The organism is Cryobacterium sp. Hh11 (assembly GCF_004404045.1).
GTDB classification, from domain to species: domain Bacteria; phylum Actinomycetota; class Actinomycetes; order Actinomycetales; family Microbacteriaceae; genus Cryobacterium; species Cryobacterium levicorallinum.
The window spans coordinates 1-18,362 of the sequence record NZ_SOHF01000022.1 but is presented as its reverse complement, the minus strand read 5'-3'; the positions used below and the strand labels follow the sequence as shown (position 1 = coordinate 18,362).

General features: G+C 65.5%; 17 protein-coding genes and 1 riboswitch. Of the genes, 13 read left to right on the top strand and 4 right to left on the bottom strand.

Annotated features, from left to right (window positions below; all coding sequences use genetic code 11):
- Window positions 1-206 precede the first annotated feature (206 nt).
- Window positions 207-1,241, bottom strand: coding sequence for a nitronate monooxygenase (locus tag E3T46_RS10740; RefSeq protein WP_134578557.1), 1,035 nt, complete (start codon window positions 1,239-1,241; stop codon window positions 207-209).
- 287 nt (window positions 1,242-1,528) lie between these two features.
- Between E3T46_RS10740 and E3T46_RS17940 the strand changes: the two genes are divergently transcribed.
- The gene (locus E3T46_RS17940; protein ID WP_206751483.1) at window positions 1,529-1,708 is read left to right on the top strand and encodes a hypothetical protein; all 180 of its coding nucleotides are present in this window, start codon (window positions 1,529-1,531) and stop codon (window positions 1,706-1,708) included.
- Window positions 1,709-1,802: 94 nt separating this feature from the next.
- Here the strand turns inward: E3T46_RS17940 and E3T46_RS10735 are convergent, their stop codons facing one another.
- Complete coding sequence (locus E3T46_RS10735; protein ID WP_134471211.1) at window positions 1,803-2,363, bottom strand: YceI family protein; 561 nt, start codon at window positions 2,361-2,363, stop codon at window positions 1,803-1,805.
- A gap of 194 nt (window positions 2,364-2,557) precedes the next feature.
- Between E3T46_RS10735 and E3T46_RS10730 the strand changes: the two genes are divergently transcribed.
- The 6 genes from E3T46_RS10730 (at window position 2,558) to E3T46_RS10705 (ending at window position 9,266) form a co-directional block, all read left to right on the top strand.
- The gene (locus tag E3T46_RS10730) at window positions 2,558-3,376 is read left to right on the top strand and encodes an oxygenase MpaB family protein (protein WP_241980627.1); all 819 of its coding nucleotides are present in this window, start codon (window positions 2,558-2,560) and stop codon (window positions 3,374-3,376) included.
- A gap of 7 nt (window positions 3,377-3,383) precedes the next feature.
- Window positions 3,384-3,872 carry an Lrp/AsnC family transcriptional regulator gene (locus tag E3T46_RS10725; RefSeq protein ID WP_134441245.1) on the top strand — a complete coding sequence of 163 codons (489 nt, stop codon included), beginning with the start codon at window positions 3,384-3,386 and terminating at the stop codon, window positions 3,870-3,872.
- 109 nt (window positions 3,873-3,981) lie between these two features.
- Window positions 3,982-5,124: a pyruvate dehydrogenase (acetyl-transferring) E1 component subunit alpha gene (pdhA, locus tag E3T46_RS10720; RefSeq protein ID WP_134578556.1), complete on the top strand. Its 1,143-nt coding sequence runs from the start codon at window positions 3,982-3,984 to the stop codon at window positions 5,122-5,124.
- Entirely contained in the window at window positions 5,121-6,140 is a 1,020-nt protein-coding gene (locus tag E3T46_RS10715) for an alpha-ketoacid dehydrogenase subunit beta (protein ID WP_134578555.1), read from the top strand. Before pdhA ends, E3T46_RS10715 begins: the two co-directional genes overlap by 4 nt.
- Window positions 6,140-7,570, top strand: coding sequence for a dihydrolipoamide acetyltransferase family protein (locus E3T46_RS10710; RefSeq protein ID WP_134578554.1), 1,431 nt, complete (start codon window positions 6,140-6,142; stop codon window positions 7,568-7,570). Before E3T46_RS10715 ends, E3T46_RS10710 begins: the two co-directional genes overlap by 1 nt.
- A 72-nt stretch (window positions 7,571-7,642) precedes the next feature.
- Window positions 7,643-7,742, top strand: a riboswitch (TPP riboswitch).
- Window positions 7,725-9,266 carry a bifunctional hydroxymethylpyrimidine kinase/phosphomethylpyrimidine kinase gene (locus E3T46_RS10705; protein ID WP_166790241.1) on the top strand — a complete coding sequence of 514 codons (1,542 nt, stop codon included), beginning with the start codon at window positions 7,725-7,727 and terminating at the stop codon, window positions 9,264-9,266. Its footprint overlaps the riboswitch before it by 18 nt.
- A gap of 34 nt (window positions 9,267-9,300) precedes the next feature.
- On the opposite strand, the gene thiE is transcribed toward E3T46_RS10705, so the two are convergent.
- On the bottom strand, window positions 9,301-9,945 hold the full coding sequence (gene thiE / locus E3T46_RS10700) for a thiamine phosphate synthase (RefSeq protein WP_134578552.1): 645 nt from the start codon (window positions 9,943-9,945) through the stop codon (window positions 9,301-9,303).
- Between the two features lie 61 nt (window positions 9,946-10,006).
- On the opposite strand from thiE, the gene thiO reads away from it, so the two are divergent.
- The 5 genes from thiO to E3T46_RS10675 all read left to right on the top strand — a co-directional run bounded on the left by thiO (window position 10,007) and on the right by E3T46_RS10675 (window position 15,488).
- Window positions 10,007-11,260 (top strand): glycine oxidase ThiO, encoded by a 1,254-nt coding sequence (gene thiO / locus E3T46_RS10695; RefSeq protein ID WP_134578551.1) that lies wholly within the window; start codon window positions 10,007-10,009, stop codon window positions 11,258-11,260.
- A complete protein-coding gene (thiS, locus tag E3T46_RS10690) occupies window positions 11,257-11,526 on the top strand; it encodes a sulfur carrier protein ThiS (protein WP_241980625.1) in 270 nt (89 codons plus the stop codon). The genes thiO and thiS overlap by 4 nt, the downstream gene beginning before the upstream one ends.
- A gap of 2 nt (window positions 11,527-11,528) precedes the next feature.
- Window positions 11,529-12,320 (top strand): thiazole synthase, encoded by a 792-nt coding sequence (locus E3T46_RS10685; RefSeq protein WP_277870966.1) that lies wholly within the window; start codon window positions 11,529-11,531, stop codon window positions 12,318-12,320.
- Window positions 12,317-13,489: a molybdopterin-synthase adenylyltransferase MoeB gene (gene moeB / locus E3T46_RS10680; protein ID WP_134578549.1), complete on the top strand. Its 1,173-nt coding sequence runs from the start codon at window positions 12,317-12,319 to the stop codon at window positions 13,487-13,489. The genes E3T46_RS10685 and moeB overlap by 4 nt, the downstream gene beginning before the upstream one ends.
- Before the next feature lie 613 nt (window positions 13,490-14,102).
- Window positions 14,103-15,488, top strand: coding sequence for a DUF2079 domain-containing protein (locus E3T46_RS10675; RefSeq protein ID WP_134578548.1), 1,386 nt, complete (start codon window positions 14,103-14,105; stop codon window positions 15,486-15,488).
- Between the two features lie 125 nt (window positions 15,489-15,613).
- Here the strand turns inward: E3T46_RS10675 and E3T46_RS10670 are convergent, their stop codons facing one another.
- Window positions 15,614-16,081, bottom strand: coding sequence for a hypothetical protein (locus E3T46_RS10670; RefSeq protein WP_134578547.1), 468 nt, complete (start codon window positions 16,079-16,081; stop codon window positions 15,614-15,616).
- Window positions 16,082-16,691: 610 nt separating this feature from the next.
- Between E3T46_RS10670 and E3T46_RS10665 the strand changes: the two genes are divergently transcribed.
- A complete protein-coding gene (locus tag E3T46_RS10665; RefSeq protein ID WP_134578546.1) occupies window positions 16,692-18,032 on the top strand; it encodes an HNH endonuclease signature motif containing protein in 1,341 nt (446 codons plus the stop codon).
- Window positions 18,033-18,362: the final 330 nt, after the last annotated feature.

Sequence of the window (18,362 nt, the reverse complement as noted above, 5' to 3'; positions counted from 1 at the left end):
ATTTCTTGTTGTGCGATCTACATTGGCCTGGCGGCCCCAGGGTCAGAGGCGCCGATCGACGCTGATCCATCGGGGAGCGGCTGCCGCTCACCCTGTCGATAAAGCCTACCTTGGGGGGCCGCCGCACGGTCCTCGACCGTGCCGGAGCCAACCGGCTCCAGCTCCTCGGCACCGTCAGGACACGTAAAAAGCTACGCGACGACCTGCTACGAGACGACGGCAGCGTGCGTGTCGGCCCACAACGCAGCGAGCACGGTCGCGGCCGAGCCGGTGCCCGCTTCCCGAAAGCCGGTACCGGCCCAGAGGGCGAGGCCGTGCGGGTCGCCGCGGCGGGCGGCATCCGCTCGCACGGTCTTGGTGAGGTGATGCACCTGCGGATACTCGTGCGGCACGGTCGCGTCGTGGGCGGTGATGAAGGCGTTGCGCAAGCCGCGGGCCGGGCGGCCGGAGAAGGCCCAGGTTATGACGGTCTCGGTGAACCGCGGGTCAACGAGGGCGTCCTGGTGGGCCGGGTTCGCACCGGACTCGTCGGTGCGCAGCAGGGCGGTTCCGAGCTGCACAGCTTCGGCTCCGGCAGCCAGCAACGAGGCGATCTGCCCGCCAGAGTGGATACCGCCCGCCACGATCAGCGGCAGCGTCACCACCTCGCGAATCGCGATCAACAGCTCCCCCAGAGCCAGGGTGCCCGGTTCGTCCCGCGTGGCGAAGGTCCCCCGGTGCCCGCCGGCCTCCGGCCCCTGCACGCAGAGTGCATCGACGCCGCGGTCAACCGCCTGACGGGCTTCGGGCACCGAGGTGACCGTGGCGATCAGGAACGACCCGGCCGTGTGCATCCGCTCGACGGCGTCTACCGGAGGCAGGCCGAAAGTGAAGGACACCACCGGAACCTTGTGCGCGATAACGACCGCCACCTTCTCGGCAAACCAGTCGTCGTCTGTTTCGTCAATTTCGGAGAACACAGCGCTGGGGTTCTCGCGGGCCAGCGCGTCGCGGTAGGCCTCGACGGCGGCGCGGTCGGTCAGCGGCGACTGCGGCAGGAACAGGTTGACGCCGAACGGATTCTTCGTGCGCTGCTGTACGTCCACGATCTGCTCGGCCAGGACCTGCGGCGTTTTGTAACCGCCAGCGAGAAAGCCGAGGCCGCCGACGTCGCTCACGGCGACCACGAGGTTGGGCGCGGAAGCGCCGCCGGCCATGGGAGCCGCGATGATCGGAATCGCAAGGTCATTCAGTGTGAACACGGGGGTCTCCTCGACTGACTAGAATGCAGCTCCATCGACTGGAACTACATTCTCTCGATTGTTTTCTCGTGCTCGACTCGTTCTCGGGCACCCTTGCACCCTAGCCCCGGCCGCCCACCTCCCGACGACTATCTGTGGCGAGACCTCAATGCGCCGCGGGCCCACCCCGCGAGACGACAATTTCGGCCCCCTGAACCTGGTCACCACCGGTGAGAGAACGCGTTCGGCACCATGAGAGCCGACCAGGGGACGGAACGGGTCCTCTCGCGCCAGCGATGGGGCCGAAGATGATACCCGTGCTGGTGAACGTGCTCACCTATCGGGGAGTGCTCAATCCGCAGTCACTCATCGGCCTTCGGCGGCGACAATCCAGCGACTCGGATAGCGCCTGGCGCGCCTGCCTGCGCGCGGCCGTTCCGTGCTCGGCCGCACCGACCTCGATGGCGCCGAGCTGCGCCGATGCCTGACCGCGTGGATGCTCATCATTCCGCATTAACGAGGCAGGGCCCCACCGAAGTGGGGCCCTGCACGGCGCTTCGTCGAAACGCGAAAAGCTCTGGGTTACGCGTTGAGCGCGGCCTGCAGTTCCAGGGTGATGGTGACCTTGTCGCCGAGCAGCATTCCGCCGGTTTCGAGGGCAGCGTTGTAGGTGAGGCCGAAGTCTTCACGGTTGACCTCGGTCTTGGCCGTGGCACCGAACTTGTAGTTGCCGTAGGGGTCTCCGCCGAAGCCGCCGAACTCGAGCTCGAACGTGGCCGGCTTGGTGACGCCTTTGATGGTGATGTTGCCGTCGACGAGATACTCGCCCTTGACGACGCGCACACCGGTCGACGCGAAGTCGATGGTCGGGTACGTTTCGGCGTCGAAGAAGTCGCCGGTGCGCAGGTGACCGTCGCGGCCCGGCTCGTTGGTGTTGATCGAGACGACCTTGGCCGAGGCGGTGACGCTCGTCTGGAGCGGGTTCTCGCCGGTCACGAAGGTGGCGTCGAAGTCATCGAAGGTGCCCTTGACCTTGCTGATGACGATGTGGCGAATGCTGAAGCTGACGGAGCTGTGGGTCTTGTCGATGGTCCAGGTTCCGGCCTTGTAGCCCGGGATATTGGTGATCGTGGTCTCGCTCATAGAAGTTCTCCTCAAGTGTGTGGGCCCAGGAATTGTCGCCCTCGGATACATGCAAGCGCATAGAAGACGCACATATTCCCCAGAAGACAAGTATTCATCTCCCCCTATTCGGGCGTTCAGACGGGACCTAAACTCAGGCCGACCGAATAGGCTCACCCTGTCACGAGGTTCTGCGTGTTTATTGGGAGGTTGCTGTGAGCGCACGCGCACCAAGCATGCGGGGGGTAGCGGGTGAGAGCCTGCTGATCGCCGCCGGAGGCCGGGCCATCCTGCTGCAGCTGGCGAATCCGGCCATCGGGCACGGCGTGGCCGACCACAGCCATTTCGCCGCCAAGCCGCTCGCCCGGTTGAACGGCACGCTCAGCTACGTCTACGCCACCGTCTTCGGCGAGGCCGACCTGGCCGCTGCGATGGCCGCGCGGGTCAATCACGCGCACGTTCCCGTGCATTCGGTCGGCACGACCCCCGAGTACAACGCGTTCACCCCCGAATTGCAGCTCTGGGTTGCCGCGACGCTCTATGAATCGGCCACCCACCTGCACGCTTTGATCTATGGCCCGCTGGGCGACGACATCGCCGATACCGTCTATAGCGAATACGCCCGGCTCGGCACGTCACTACAGGTGCCGCCGGAGCTGTGGCCGACAGATCGCGCCGCCTTTCGCCGGTATTGGAACGAGCAGTTGCAGCTGCTGACAACGGATGCCGCCACCCTCGCGGTCGCGCACGAGCTGTTGCACTCGCGGTCGGCTCCGTTCTGGTATCGGGCCGCCCTGCCCCTGGCCCGGCTGATGACCGCCGGACTGCTGCCGCCCCACGTTCGCGTGCTGTTCGAACTTCCCTGGACCGAGCGGCACGAGCGGCGCTTTGATCGCGTGCTGGGCGGCATCCGCTTGATTTATCCCCGCCTGCCGCTGGCACTGCGCCACTGGCCCAAGAATCACTATCTGCGCGTGCTGCGCAAATCCGGTCAGCGCGGATCCACGGCGGCAGCGCCTGCGCCGGTAGTGTGAGAGTCCAATGACGCAGCCGCAGACTCCCCACCCCGGACTCGACAGCACCGATCGCCAGATTATCGCCGAGCTCAGCCGGGACGGTCGACTCTCGATGCGCCAGCTGGCCCTGCAGGTGCACATCTCCCGCACCGCCGCCCACACCCGGGTGCAGAAGCTGATCAGCCACGGCGTGATCACCGGCTTCGGTGCCCAAACCGACCGTAAGGCGCTCGGGCTCAACGTGTCCGCGCTCGTAGTCGTGAAAATCGGCGACGTCGCCTGGGGCGCGATTGCCGCGCAGCTCGCCGAACTGCCGTTCGTGGAGAAGGCGCAGGCCGTGAGCGGCGACATCGACATTATTCTCACGGTGAGCGCTCCCGACCATGAGCAGCTCAGCCAGGCCATTCTGCGCGATATCCACACCATGCCGGGGGTGATCTCGACCCGGTCCCACCTCATTCTCGACGAGATCATCGGGCACGCACCCGGCACGACTCCGGACGCCTGGCACTGATTCAGGACTCAACCGTGCCGATTGGTCGCCGTCTGGCGGATGATCGGCCAATCGTTCACAACTGCGAAAAAGCGCGGCCAGGCCTGCGAAAAGGGCGCACCATTGGCTCATGAGCCTCAATGTCGAGAGCACGCCGCTGACGGCCGTGCTGGCACCCCCACCCCTGCGTTTGATCGATGATTCGGGGAACGCCGTTCCGGGCACCGAGAGCGGCGGATTCGTCCTTCCCCCGGTAGAGACACTGGTCGGCCTCTACCGGCAGATGGTCGTGGCCCGCCGGTTCGACGTGCAGGTCACCGCCCTCACCCGACAAGGTCGCCTCGCCACCTACCCATCCGCGCTCGGCCAGGAAGCCTGCGAGATCGCCGCCGTCGCCGCGCTCTCGCCGCAGGACTGGCTGTTTCCGACCTACCGGGACAGCATCGCGCTGCTCACCCGCGGCGTCGAGCCGAAGGATATTCTCGCCTCGTTCCGCGGCGACTGGCACAGCGGTTACGACTATCAACAGCATCGCATCGCCCCGCAGGCCACCCCGCTCGCCACCCAGGCACTGCACGCCGTGGGCCTCGCCACCGCGGCCAAGCTCAAGCGTGACGACACCGTGGCGCTCACTCTGCTCGGCGACGGGGCCACGAGCGAGGGTGACGCTCACGAGGCGTTCAACTTTGCCGCAGTCTGGCAGGCCCCCGTCGTTTTCGTGGTGCAGAACAATCAGTTCGCGATCAGCGTGCCCCTCGACAAGCAGATGGCCTGCCGCACCATCGCCGACAAGGCGATCGGCTACGGCATGCCCGGCTTCTACGTTGACGGCAACGACGTCGCGGCCATGTTCGCGGTCATCTCGGCGGCGGTCGACCGAGCCCGCAGCGGCGGCGGCCCGACCCTGATCGAGGGCCTCACCTACCGCATCGAGGCGCACACTAACTCGGATGACCCCACCCGCTACCGCAAAACCGCCGACGTCGACCTGTGGCGCAGCCGCGACCCGATCGAACGCCTGGAGAAGTACCTCATTGCCCAGGGGGCGTTGTCCGAGGAAGAGCGCGCTTCCGTCGCTGCGGCCGCGGAGGCGCTCGCAGCGACGACCCGGGAGTGCATGACCGAGCAGGCGGTGGTCGATCCGCTCGAGCTGTTCGAGCACGTCTACGCCACTCCCCGCTCCGCCCTGGCCGAGCAACGCGCTTTTCTGGCGGCCGAACTCGACGGCGACGCCGACGCATCCGCTGGTGAATACGAAGAGAGCACCCGATGAGCCCCCAGCAGACCCTCGAGACCGGAACAGCTGTGCGCGCTCCGGAAAACCTGACCATGGCCGCCGCCCTCAACGCGGCCATTCGCGACGCCATGGTCGACGATCCGACGGTCGTGCTGTTCGGCGAAGACGTCGGGCCGCTCGGCGGCGTGTTCCGGGTCACCGACGGCTTATACGCCGAATTCGGCGAGACCCGGGTGAGCGACTCGCCACTGGCCGAGGCCGGCATCGTCGGAACGGCGATCGGCATGGCGATGTACGGCCTGCGCCCGGTGGTCGAGATGCAGTTCGACGCGTTCAGCTACCCAGCGTTCCAGCAGATAGTGTCGCACGTGGCGAAGATGCGCAACCGTACGCGCGGCAAGATTTCGCTGCCGATCGTCATTCGCATTCCCTACGCCGGCGATATCGGCGGCGTCGAGCATCACTCCGACTCCTCCGAGGCGTATTGGACGGCGACGCCCGGGCTGACCGTGGTGAGCCCGTCGAACCCGGCCGACGCCTATTCCATGCTGCGGGGCGCCATCGCGAGCGACGACCCGGTGATTTTCATGGAGCCGAAGAGTCGCTACTGGAGCAAGGCGGAGCTTTCCCTGCCGGTGCAGACCGAGCCGCTGAACCGGGCCGTCGTGCTACGGGAGGGCAGCGATGTCACTCTCATCGCCTACGGTCCGACCGTGAAGACCGCCCTCGCGACGGCCGAACAGGGCGCGGGTGAGGGGCTCTCGATCGAGGTCATCGACCTGCGCACGCTGTCGCCGTTTGATGACGAGACGGTGGGGGCATCCGTTCGAAAGACCGGCCGGGCCGCGATCGTGCACGAGGCCGCCCAGTTCGGCGGTTACGGCGCTGAGGTGGCCGCTCGCCTGACCGAGCGCAACTTCTTCTACCTGGCCGCGCCCATTCTGCGCATCACCGGCTTCGACATTCCGTACCCGTCACCCAAGCTCGAGGAGTATTTCTTGCCGACCCCCGACCGAATCCTCGCCGCGCTGTCGACCTGGGAGTGGTCCTGATGAGCCGCGAGTTTCTGCTGCCCGACCTCGGTGAAGGACTGACCGAGGCCGAGATCGTGGCCTGGCTGGTCGCTCCCGGCGATACGATCGCCATCGACCAGGCCGTGGTCGAGGTTGAATCGGCCAAGTCGATCGTGGAGCTGCCGTCGCCCTACGGCGGCGTCGTGGCAAGCCTGTTCGGCGAGCCCGGCCAGGTCATTCATGCCGGGCAGGTGCTGCTGACCGTGACCGACGCGACTGCTGACGCTGCAGCCGGTGTTGTCGGCGTTCCGGTCGCCGCGGCGACCGTCGTGGCGGTCGAAGGCTCCGGAGCCGTTCTGGTCGGCTACGGCACGACCGAAAGCACCCGGCCGGCGCGCAAGGTGGCCGCCGGGCGGTTCGGCACCCCGCGGGCAGCGGATGCCCCGGCACCGGCTGCACCGGCTGCATCGACGCCGCCCGTCGCTGTTGCGCTGGCCGAGCGCCCCGCCGAGGTGGCGGCATCCGTTTCTCCGACCATCGATTCGTCCAGCACGGTCGACCCGATCCGCCGCTCCCCCGTCGTGTCTCCGATCGTGCGCCGGCTGGCGCGCGAGAACGGGTTCGACGCGAGCACGCTGGCCGGGAGCGGGCACGACGGTCTGGTGCTGCGCAGCGACGTCGAGGAACACATTCGCGCGCTCACCGCTCCGGCCGTGGCTGTCGATGTGGCAGCCGATGTCGACGTTGCGACGCCGCCCAGCGCTGTCGACGCGGCGAGTGCGGATATTCGCATTCCCATCACCGGCCTGCGCAAGGTTGTGTCACAGCGGCTGACCACGTCGCGTCGGGAGATTCCCGAGGCGACGATCTGGCTCGACGTCGACGCGACCGCCCTGTTCGCCGCGCGAAACCAGCTGCTCGCGGCGACGGGTGAGCGGTTCAGCGTGACGGCGCTCATCGCGCGCTTCGTAGTGGCCGGGCTGCGCCGGTATCCGGTGCTCAATTCCTCGGTCGACACCGCGAGCCAGGAGATTCTCCAGTACGGAGCCATCAACCTCGGCATTGCGGCGCAGACCTCACGCGGGCTGATGGTTCCCGTCATCCACCGTGCCCACGCGATGAGTACGCGACAGCTGCGCGATGCCCTCGCCGCGCTGGTGGCGCAATCGCCCGACGGCACCTTCTCGCCGAGCGCGCTGACCGGGGGAACCTTCACCCTCAACAACTTCGGATCGCTCGGCGTCGACGGTTCGGCCGCGATCATCAACCATCCCGAAGCGGCCATTCTCGGCATTGGGCGCATGATCGAGCGGCCGTGGGTGGTCGAACACGCACTCGCGGTTCGCACCGTCGTAGAACTCTCCATGGTGTTCGACCATCGGGTCTGCGACGGCGGCACCGCCGCCGGGTTTCTCACCTATGTGGCCGGCTGCATTGAAAACCCGGTGAGCCTGCTCGCCGACCTGTGAGCTCGGGGCGTGTCCTGAACGCCCACGATTCTGGCATCGGTAGCTGAGTGACGTTTGTTGGCGTATAGGCTGCTGAGTGACACGGGGTGCTCCGCACAATGCGCGAGCTGAGATGAATACCCGTTGAACCTGTCTAGTTAGCACTAGCGAAGGAATGTCACGGATGACTGATCAGACCTCGAGTATCACGCCGCGCACCACGCCTCGGATTCTCAGTATCGCCGGCACCGACCCGACCGGCGGTGCCGGCATCCACGCCGATTTGAAAAGCATCGCGGCCAACGGCGGGTATGGCATGGCAGTAGTAACAGCCCTGGTCGCGCAGAACACACGCGGGGTGCGCTCGGTGCACACCCCGCCGGTCGCGTTTCTGCGCCAGCAATTGAACGCAGTGAGCGATGACGTGACCATCGATGCCGTGAAGATCGGTATGCTCGCCGAAATCGACGTGATTCACGAGGTGCGTTCCTGGCTCAATGCCCACCGTCCTCCGCTCGTCGTGCTCGACCCGGTGATGGTGGCAACGAGTGGCCACCGGCTGCTCGAACCCCAAGCGGAGCAGGCGCTGCGTGATCTGATCCCCCTCGCCGATCTCGTCACACCCAACGTTCCCGAGCTGGCCGTTCTGCTCGCAGAACCCCCAGCGGAAAACTGGGCTGCGGCCATCGAGCAGGGCAAACGACTATCCGCCCAGACCGGAGTAACCGTGTTGGTGAAGGGGGGTCATTTCGACGAAACCCTCTGCCCTGACGCCCTGGTCAACACCCACGGGCTGCTGGCACAGAGCGTTGTCGAGTTTGCTTCGCCGCGTATCGCCACCAAGAATACCCACGGCACCGGATGCTCGCTCTCCTCGGCAATGGCCACGGTACAGGCGCGAACCGGGGACTGGGCTGCGTCTCTGGCCGAGGTCAAAGACTGGCTTCAGGATGCTCTGATCCATGCTGACGACCTCGAGGTCGGTCAGGGCCATGGCCCGATCCATCACTTTCATCGGCTGTTCGCAGGCGCGTCGGCCGAGTCGGCCACACCAGCTGATTCGGTGAAGTTCAGTGCGACACTGTGGCGCGATGTCGAGCTGATTCGCACGCAGATCTTCGATCTGCCGTTCATTACGGATCTCGGTACTGGGGTTCTGGCCGAGCGAGATTTTGCGTATTACCTCGCTCAGGACGCGCTCTACCTCGCCACTTACTCGCGCGTTCTTGCGCGCGCCAGTGAGATCGCGCCGAGCATGCACGCACAGCGGTTTCTGGCCGATTCGGCACGACGGTGCCGCGACGTTGAGTTGGAACTGCACAGAAACTGGCTGGGGCAACGGGACGTGTCGTCCGAGGCCGGACCGGTAACGGCTGGCTACCTGGATCACTTGCTCGGGCTCGCTGAGGGCGGAAACTATGCGGTGCTTCTGGCGGCGCTGTTGCCCTGTTTTTGGCTCTATGCGGATGTCGGTGAGCGGCTGCACACCGACTTTCTGGCGCGCACCGAGACAGCAGTACATCCATATGCCGCGTGGCTCCAGACCTATGCCGATGAAGAATTCGCCGCGGCCACGAGGGAAGTCATCGCGCTCACCGACGACGCTGCGGCCACGGCCTCTGACGCGCAACGCTCGGCGATGCGCCAGGCGTTTGCCACCTCGTCACGGTTCGAGCTCGATTTCTTCGACGCCCCTCGGCAATCTGTGTTGGCCTGAGATGACCACGCCAAACTCGGTACTGTGTGCGGTATCAGCCCAGCGCGGGCAGGCTGGCCAGAAGTCGCTGCGCGGCATCCGTCGGGTCGTTGGCGTCGGTGATCGCGCGCACCACAACCACTCCAGTTGCGCCAGCGTCGACGACCTGGTTGATGTTGCTGAGGTCGATGCCACCGATGGCAAACCATGGCAGCTCGCTGTCGGTGGCTGCGCTGCGGGCGGCCGCGTAACGCAGAAGTTGCGTTCCGACCGCCGCTCGACCGGGTTTTGTCGGTGTGGCCCAGACTGGGCCGACGCAAAAATAGTTGAGATCGTTCGCGGCCAGGGCTGCATCCACGTGTTCGGTGCTGTGTGTGGACAGGCCGATCACAGCGGCCGGGCCGAGCAGGGTGCGAGCGGAGGCCACCGGCAGGTCTGTCTGGCCTACATGAAATACCGGAGCGCCCGCCAGGCTGGCGATATCCGCCCGATCGTTGACGGCCCAGAGTCGTGCGTGCTGGTCGGCAACCGAGCGCAGAATTTCGAGATATTCGAGCTCCTCGGCGGCGTCGATATTTTTGTCGCGAAGCTGAATAATGTCGACCCCACCAGCGAACGCCGCCGCCACGAAGTCAGCGAAATCGCCACGATCCTTCCGGGCATCGGTGCAGAGATACAGCCGGGCTTTTGTCTGGTCCATGCGACCAACCCTATGGGCCAAGTTCGAGCGTCCGTGCCAGCGCAGAGGAACGGTGCGCACCATGAATGAACGAGTCGTGAACCGCACGGTCGACGTCGCCGTGATCGGCGGTGGCATTATCGGGCTCGGCATTGCCTGGGCTGTTGCGCACTCCGGCCGCACGGTGGTCGTCATCGATCCGGACCCCGCCGGCGGCGCAACGTACGCTGCGGCCGGAATGCTCGCGGCGGTGAGCGAACTGCACTACCAAGAAGAGGTGTTGCTCGAGCTCATGCTCGCCTCCTCGGCGCTGTATCCGGCGTTCATCGAATCACTGGGGCCCGATCATCACCTCACCGGGTATCAGAGAACTCACACCATGACTGTTGGCGCTGATTCGGCCGACCGGCAAGCGCTGGCCAACCTGCGCGGGGTACAGCTCGCCAACGGGCTAGTCGTCGACCCGCTGACCATTCGCGCGGCGCGCGTGCTCGAACCGCTGCTGAGCCCTCACGTTTCCGGTGCCTTCATGGTGGAGCAGGATCATCAGGTCGACCCGCGCCGGCTCGCCGAGCGCATCCAACTCGAACTTGCCACGCTGGCGAAAAGCCGCCGGTGGGGCCACGACGCCCTGATCCGGGTGAATGCCATGGGGCTACTGCACGACGATTCCGCGGATGCCTCATCTCGCGTCACCGGTGTCGCCCTGGCTGATGGCGGAACGGTCAGTGCCGCCGAAGTAGTTGTGGCCAACGGCCTCGCGGCGGCTGGGTTGAACGGGCTACCAGAGCGACTGACCCTGCCACTTCGACCGGTTTACGGCGATATTCTACGGCTTCGGGTGCCGGCGCACCTTCGGCCGTTGCTCACCTGCACGCTCCGCGGACTGGTGCACGGCGTGCCGGTCTATCTGGTTCCACGATCGGACGGAACGGTCGTGATCGGAGCCACCCAACGCGAAGACGGCTCCACTGCGGTGTCGGCTGGTGGCGTCTATCAACTATTGCGTGACGCCCAGGTGTTAGTGCCGGCGGTCAGTGAGCTCGAGCTGATCGAAGTAACCGCTCGCGCTCGTCCAGGAACGCCCGATAACGCGCCACTGCTTGGCCGGGTCTCGCGAATCGGTGGGGAAACACCAGGCAGCGACATCCCCGGGCTTATTATCGCCACCGGATTTTTCCGCCACGGCGTACTGCTCACCCCGGTAGCTGCCCATTACTGTCTTCAGCTCATCGAGGGAAGTGCCGACCAGCGGTGGGAGCGCTTTCGGCCCGACCGTTTCTCTGCAACCCGACCGTCAGCATCCGTTTCCCTGCAAGGAGTTGTCAGCTCGTGACCGAATCCAGGCCCATCGATATACCCGCCAGCGCGATCACCGTCAACGGCACAGAACGAAATGTTCGGCGCGGCAGCACCGTGACCGACCTGGTCGCCGAGATCACCGGTCGCCACATCGCAGCGGATGGCCGTGCGACCGACAAACAACGTCTCGGCGTGGCAGTTGCACGCAACCGTGAAGTCGTTCCACGCAGCCAATGGTCGGGCACCGTGCTCACGGCCGGCGATGACATTGAAATTGTCACCGCAGTTCAGGGAGGTTGACCGTGGAAACCGAACAACTCACAATCACTGACAGCCTGGTGATCGACGGCGTGCAGTTGAATTCACGTCTAATCATGGGTACCGGCGGCGCACCGAGCCTCGAGGGCCTCGGCGCGGCCCTTCACGCCTCCGGAACCGAGCTCACCACCGTCGCAATGCGGCGTCACAGCGTGACGACGGCCGGATCACTGTTCGATTTTCTGGTCGATCGCTCCATTCGGGTACTGCCCAATACCGCTGGCTGCTTTACCGCGCGCGAAGCCGTCTTGACCGCGCAGCTGGCGCGGGAAGCCCTCGAGACGGACTGGATCAAACTCGAGGTCATCGCCGATGAGCACACCCTCCTTCCCGATGCGGTCGAACTACTGGACGCGACCGAACAGCTTGTCGCGCGCGGCTTCAAGGTTTTCGCCTACACAAATGACGATCCCGTGCTGGCCCTTCGCCTTGAGCATCTCGGTGCCATCGCCGTGATGCCACTGGGGGCTCCGATCGGCACCGGGCTCGGCATCCTCAATCCGCACAATATCGAGCTGATCGTTTCTCGTGCCGGCGTTCCCGTGGTGCTGGACGCTGGAATCGGCACCGCATCCGACGCTGCGCTCGCGATGGAGCTGGGCTGCGATGCCGTGCTCCTGGCCACGGCGGTGACGCGCGCGCAGAACCCGGCACTCATGGGCGAAGCCTTCAAACATGCGGTGATTGCGGGTCGGCTGGCGTCCCAGGCTGGCCGGATTCCGAAGCGTGAACTCGCCTTGGCTTCATCGACGATGAACGGGAGGCCCGACCTATGAGTGACGTGACACTCTTAGCACCGCTCGTCGAACCGGGCGACGAGCTAACTGCCGCGGAACTCCAGCGGTACTCGCGCCACATTCTCATTCCCGAAATGGGTATTGTCGGCCAACGACGGCTGAAGAATGCGCGGGTGCTGGTGATTGGCGCCGGCGGTCTCGGTTCGCCGGTACTGCTCTACCTGGCGGCTGCGGGGGTGGGCACCCTGGGTGTTATCGACAATGACACCGTGGACCTGAGCAACCTGCAGCGTCAGATTATCCACGGCGTTGCAGACCTCGGTCACCCGAAACTTGAGTCCGCTGCCGCAGCGGTAGCCCAGCTCAACCCACTCGTGTCGATTCACCGGCACGATGTTTGGCTTGACTCGGCGAACGCTCTGGACTTATTCGCCCAGTACGACCTGATCGTTGACGGTGCCGATAATTTCGCCACTCGCTATCTGGTCAGTGATGCCGCCGCGATGCTCGGCAAGCCCTGTGTCTGGGGATCCATCCTGCGTTTCGACGGGCAGGTCAGCGTGTTCTGGAATGAGCACGGCCCCACCTACCGCGACCTGTATCCAGAAGCCCCACCGGCGGGCTCCGTGCCCAACTGCGCAGAAGGCGGAGTGTTCGGGATGCTCTGTGGAACGATCGGCTCAACGATGGTCGCCGAAGCCGTGAAATTGATCACCGGAGTCGGCCGCACGCTTCTGGGCCGGGTCGTGCTCTTCAACGCGTTTGACGCGTCGTGGCGCGAACTCGCCATTGCACGCGACCCCGCCAATAAACCAGTCACCGAGTTGATCGATTACGACGCATTCTGCGAAACAATGCCCGCATCGAACCAAGTTGACGACGCGATCTCCGTGCACGAACTCGCGGCTATGCTCGAAAGCCGGAAGCGCGGCGCGCGTGACTTCGACCTCATTGACGTGCGGGAACCCGGGGAATTCGACATCGTGCATATTGCCGGGGCGCTGCTCATTCCGCAGGGCGGAATCCTCTCGGGGGAGGCACTTTCGTCTCTCTCGCGGGACCGCGATATCGTGGTGCACTGCAAGGCGGGTGCCCGCTCGGCTGCCGTTCTGGCCAAGCTGCATAGCCATGGCTACGACCGGGTGTGGCAGGTCGAGGGTGGTATCGACGCGTGGGTGCGGGAGATCGCGACGGTACTGCCGACCTGAACGAAGCCACCGGGGCGGTCGAACGCAAAGAAAACACCTTCGCAGGGGGATGCGAAGGTGTTTTCTTTGCCACTCGCCGGTGTAGGGGCCGGGAAGGCACGATTTGGGGCAGCGTGCGGCTGCGCTCGCTGAGGATCGGGTTCCCAGCGAGAGTCAGAACCTCAGGCGCTGACCGAGGCGGCGCGGGACGCGAACGCGCCAAGATCCGGAGAGACGCGCACACTGGTGTGGTCGCATCCCGAGCATTTGAGCAGGTAGACCGGGAGCGAGGTGCGCTCGGCGTGGGCCGGATTCGGGCTGAGCCGGGCTGGGGACCGGCAGAAGGGGCAAGTCATGGTCATACGATCTCCAGAGGTGTTGTTGTCGGCTGCACGCCCTTAGTCTGCTCCGCGCCCCGGCCCCGAAACAGTGCCAAAGGTCCCGTGCTGCGATAAAACCTCAGTTACCCGGATGCCGCGGCGCGCACCGGCCCGGTCTGGACGCCGCGTCGCTGCCATCGGCGCGCGGGCACCGGTGGGGGCTACGGTACTGACGGCGCTGACGGCGCTGCGCGGGCGCCGAGCCGGTGCGGTGCTGAAGGCGGTGCTGGGTGCCGGTGCGTTAGCGTTGACGGATGAGGGGATCGCGCGTGGGACCGGTTCGGCCAAGCACGCGGCGGCCCATTCTGCTGCCCGCGGCCGTCGGACTCGTGGCGACCGCTGCGTACACCGTGTTGTCGGCGCTGCAGTGGCGCAGTTTCGCCGCGCCGTCCTGGGACCTCGGAATCTTCACCCAGCTGGCCCGGCAGTATGCCGCGCTCGAGGCTCCAATCGTGACGATCAAGGGCGACGGATTCAATCTGCTGGGTGACCACTTTCATCCGCTCCTGGTGCTGCTCGCCCCGATTTTCGCGATCTTTCCGCACGCCTTCACGCTGCTGGTCGTGCAGAATGCGCTGTTCGGTCTCGCCGCTGCGGCCCTGACCTACGGCGCGATGCGATTGCTCGGGCCGGTGACCGGCACGCTGTTCGGGCTGGCTTTCGCCTTCAGCTGGGGCCTGCAGGGCGCGGTGGAGGCGCAATTTCACGAGATCGCGTTCGCCGTGCCGCTCCTCGCGCTGTCGCTGACCGCGTTTCTGCTGCGCAAGTGGGTGGCCTGCCTGCTCTGGGCAATGCCGCTCGTGTTCGTCAAGGAGGACCTCGGCCTCACCGTTGCCGCCCTCGGCATCGTGCTGGCCGTGCGCAGCCGACATCCGTTTGGAGTGTGGCTCGCCGTCTGGGGTATCGGCTGGTTTGCGCTCGCGAGCCTCGTGATTCTGCCGCTGCTCAATCCGAACGGTGCCTGGGCCTACTCGAGCAGCATCGACCTGCCCGCTATTCTCAGCGATCCGACCGCGTTGCTGCAGCCGCAGAAGGGGATGACGCTGCTGCTGCTTCTCGTGGTCGGCGGCGTGATTGCGGTGCGCTCTCCGCTCGCCCTCGTGCTGCTGCCGACGCTGGCCTGGCGGTTTCTGTCCGATAACTCGGGCTACTGGGGTCCAACCTGGCAGTACAGCGCCGTGCTCATGCCCATCGTGTTCGCCGCGGCGCTCGATGGCATTGTGCTCGTGCGCATCAGTCGGCGGGGCTGGCTGCGCGGTTTCGGGCGGCGGGCGGCATCCGTTTCGATCGTCGCCGGTCTGGTGCTCGCGACAACGCTGCCGCTGTTCAAGCTGACGAATGTGTCGGCCAATTTTTCGACGGATCGCGCCGCTTCCGCGCAGGCCGCCCTCTCCGTTGTGCCCGACGGCGCCAGGGTCGAATCTGATATCGGGCTGATGAATTACCTGGTGGAACGAACGGATGTCTACTGGCTCGGCAACCAGAATCCGCTCCCCGACTATCTGGTGATCGACCTTGCGGCGGGCGGACTGCCCGGCGAATGGACGTCTGCGCAGGTCGTCGCCGAGGCCCTGCACCGCGGCGTGGTGTTCACCACGATCTACTCCGCCGGCGGCTACGAGATCGCCCGCGCCCACTGAGCCTGCTGGCGTGGCCGACCCTGTTCGGGGCCCGGTCTGTTCGGGGCCTGTCTGTTCCGGGCCTGGGCCCGGAAAGTGGGCCCATGATGGATCATGGGCCCACTTCCCTAAGGTGGGCCCAGGCTTCAGATTGTGGGCGGGTTCCCGTGACTGAGCGCCGTCAGTAGCGCGGCTGCGGCTTCCGGGTCGTCGACCGTCACGGCGAACTGGGTGCCGCGACGTTGGTTGGCCACGAGGGCCGGGCCGCCCCTCATCACCACGGCCGTGCGCCCGCTCGTCAGGCGGTAGCCCCAGCCGCCCGACCGCAGCGGGCTTAGGGTCTCGGCGAACGCTGATTCCACCTGATCGAGCGGCACCTGCTTCAAACGGATACCCAGGAGCCGCGACACCACGCGCAGCCCGCGTTTGTCGACGCTCACCCGAACCTGCACAAAGCCCAGTGTGAACATCAGGATCACACCGAGGATCACCGCAATCAGGACGGCTGTTGACGAGTCTTGCGCGTCATCACCGAGCAGAGCGATCACGGCGACGACTCCGCCCAGCACGACCAATCCGCCGATAACGGCCACGACCGGACTCGTCACCATCATGGTCCCGGGAACGTTCGAGCTCCCCCGATCACGTGTGGGCCGAGACGTCCGCCCTCGCACTCATCCGGTCCAATCACGGACGGGCCGGTTGCTCCGACCTGCCTGATTGCCAGCTCCAGCTCGCGAAAGCGCGTGAATGGTTGCTCCGCCGAGTGACGTAGCAATTCACCCGCTTATGCGGCCAGTTCCAGCCTCGGGGAATCGCCCAGCGGGCGTAGCGCAACATGATCGGCAGGTGCACTGGACAAGTCAGAAATATTTCCGATCTTTTGTCAGTATTACGTGAGGTTCCCTCGCGTTAATGTGCTTTTTGGGTTATAATTATGGATGAAGGAGGCGCCGACGCCATGACCCTCACCGCCCCGCCAGCAGCAGCCGGTTCGATCCCGGAGCCTGAAGGTTCTCGGGTGGCGGTGATTGCCCAGGCCGGTGCGATTCTGGCGGGAGCGTTGGACGGGGTGCGGTTTGGTCAGCTCGACGACTCCGAGGCGGTCGCGGTATTGGCAGCCCTGGAGAGGCTGGGTCGCAAGGTTGATGGGGCAAGGCTGCGGTCGACCACCGACATTGGTGCGCGTGCCGAAACTGACCTCGNGACCTCGGCAACGGCTCGTTGGCCTACAAGAACGGATGCCGCAACCGGGTCGAGTTCATCACCCAGCTCGCCGGCATCTCCGGCCGTGAAGCCAAACGTCGCCTGAAGCTCGGCGAGACCACGGTGGAGCGCACTCCGCTTGGCCTGCCCGTCCCCGCCCGGTACCCGGTCATCGCCGACGGGCTCGTCAGCGGCGACCTCGGGATGGAATCGGCGGAGATCATCGCCACCGCCCTGACCGCATTGCAGGGCCGGGTCGGTCCGGACGACCTTGACCGCGTCGAACGCGCTTTGGTCGCGTCGGCGACGGGAGCGATCACGCCGGAAACCGCGGGGCTGCCGGGAGCGGGCATCCGCTTCGCACCCGACTACCTGCGGGCGCAAGCGATGGAATGGCAGGGCCGGCTCGACCCCGACGGCACCGCCCCGGGCGACGATGTCGTGGAGGCAAAGAGCACGTTGACGTTCGGCCTGCTCCGCAACGGGCTCTACCCGCTGCGCGCCGACGTCACCCCCGAACTCCGCGGCATCATGGACACCCTCTTCGATACGTTCCTGTCGGCCCGGTCTCGCAGCCCCATCTTCGTACCCACCGAATCCCTCACGAGGACCAGCGTCGCCGAACTCAACGGCATTGAAAGCATCCCCGGCGCGGAGACCTTCGGCACGGAGCCATTCAGCGCCGAGGTTTTCAGCGCCGACCAGTTCACCGGCGACCCCCGATTCGACGGCGACCGCCGCACCGCGGGCGAGAAACGTGCCGATATCCTCCGCGCCGTGCTCGAGGCGGCCGCACGAGACCCGAAAACCCCAACCATGGGCGGAGCCGCCCCCACCGTCATGGTGCACATCAACGCCGTCGACCTCGACCAGGGCCGCGGCGTCGGCTGGATCGACGGCATCGAAGCACCCGTGTCGTTTCGCCGGGTGAAGGAACTCATCTGCGCCGGCGGCTACCAGCAGGTCCTCTTCGGCGAGAACCGCGACGTGCTCTACCTCGGCAGCAAAATCCGCTGCTTCACCGCCAAGCAGCGCGCGGTAATTGCCGCCCGCGACGGCGGCTGCATCATCCCCGGCTGCACCATCCCCGCCCGCTGGACCGAAGTCCACCACGTCCTCCCCTGGGAACAGGGCGGCCCCACCAACATCGAAAACGGAACACTCTTGTGCTGGTTCCACCACCACACCATCAACACAAACGGGTGGAAAATCCGCATGGTCAAAGGCCGACCCCAGGTGCTCGGCCCACTGCTGTGGGACCCGTCCCAAACCTGGCGACCCGCCCAGACCCACCGGGCCAACACTCCCAGCCCGGAACCACCGTTTAAGAGACAGTCCCAAGACAGTCCCAGCACGTGAGCTGAAGTGTGTTCCAGGTGGCGGAGCAGTGCTGCTGGCGTAGCGTCCAGCGCTGAACGAGTCCGGCCCTTTCCTGAATTCGCCGTGGCTACATCCAAGTGGGTCGCAACCGCACGCGAGTGGCCTCCCGATTCGATAGTGGCCGCAACGAGGGAGTATCCATGGAATGGGCTGCGATCGCTATCGGCACTGTCACCGCTCTAGCCGTGGTCTGAACCGTCCCTGATTTCCTGCCGCTTTCTTTCTGGTGAAAGGATTCGGATATGCCCAAGAAACACCCAACAGAGGTTCGCGAACGAGCGGTCCGTATGACTCTTGATCGTTTGAAGG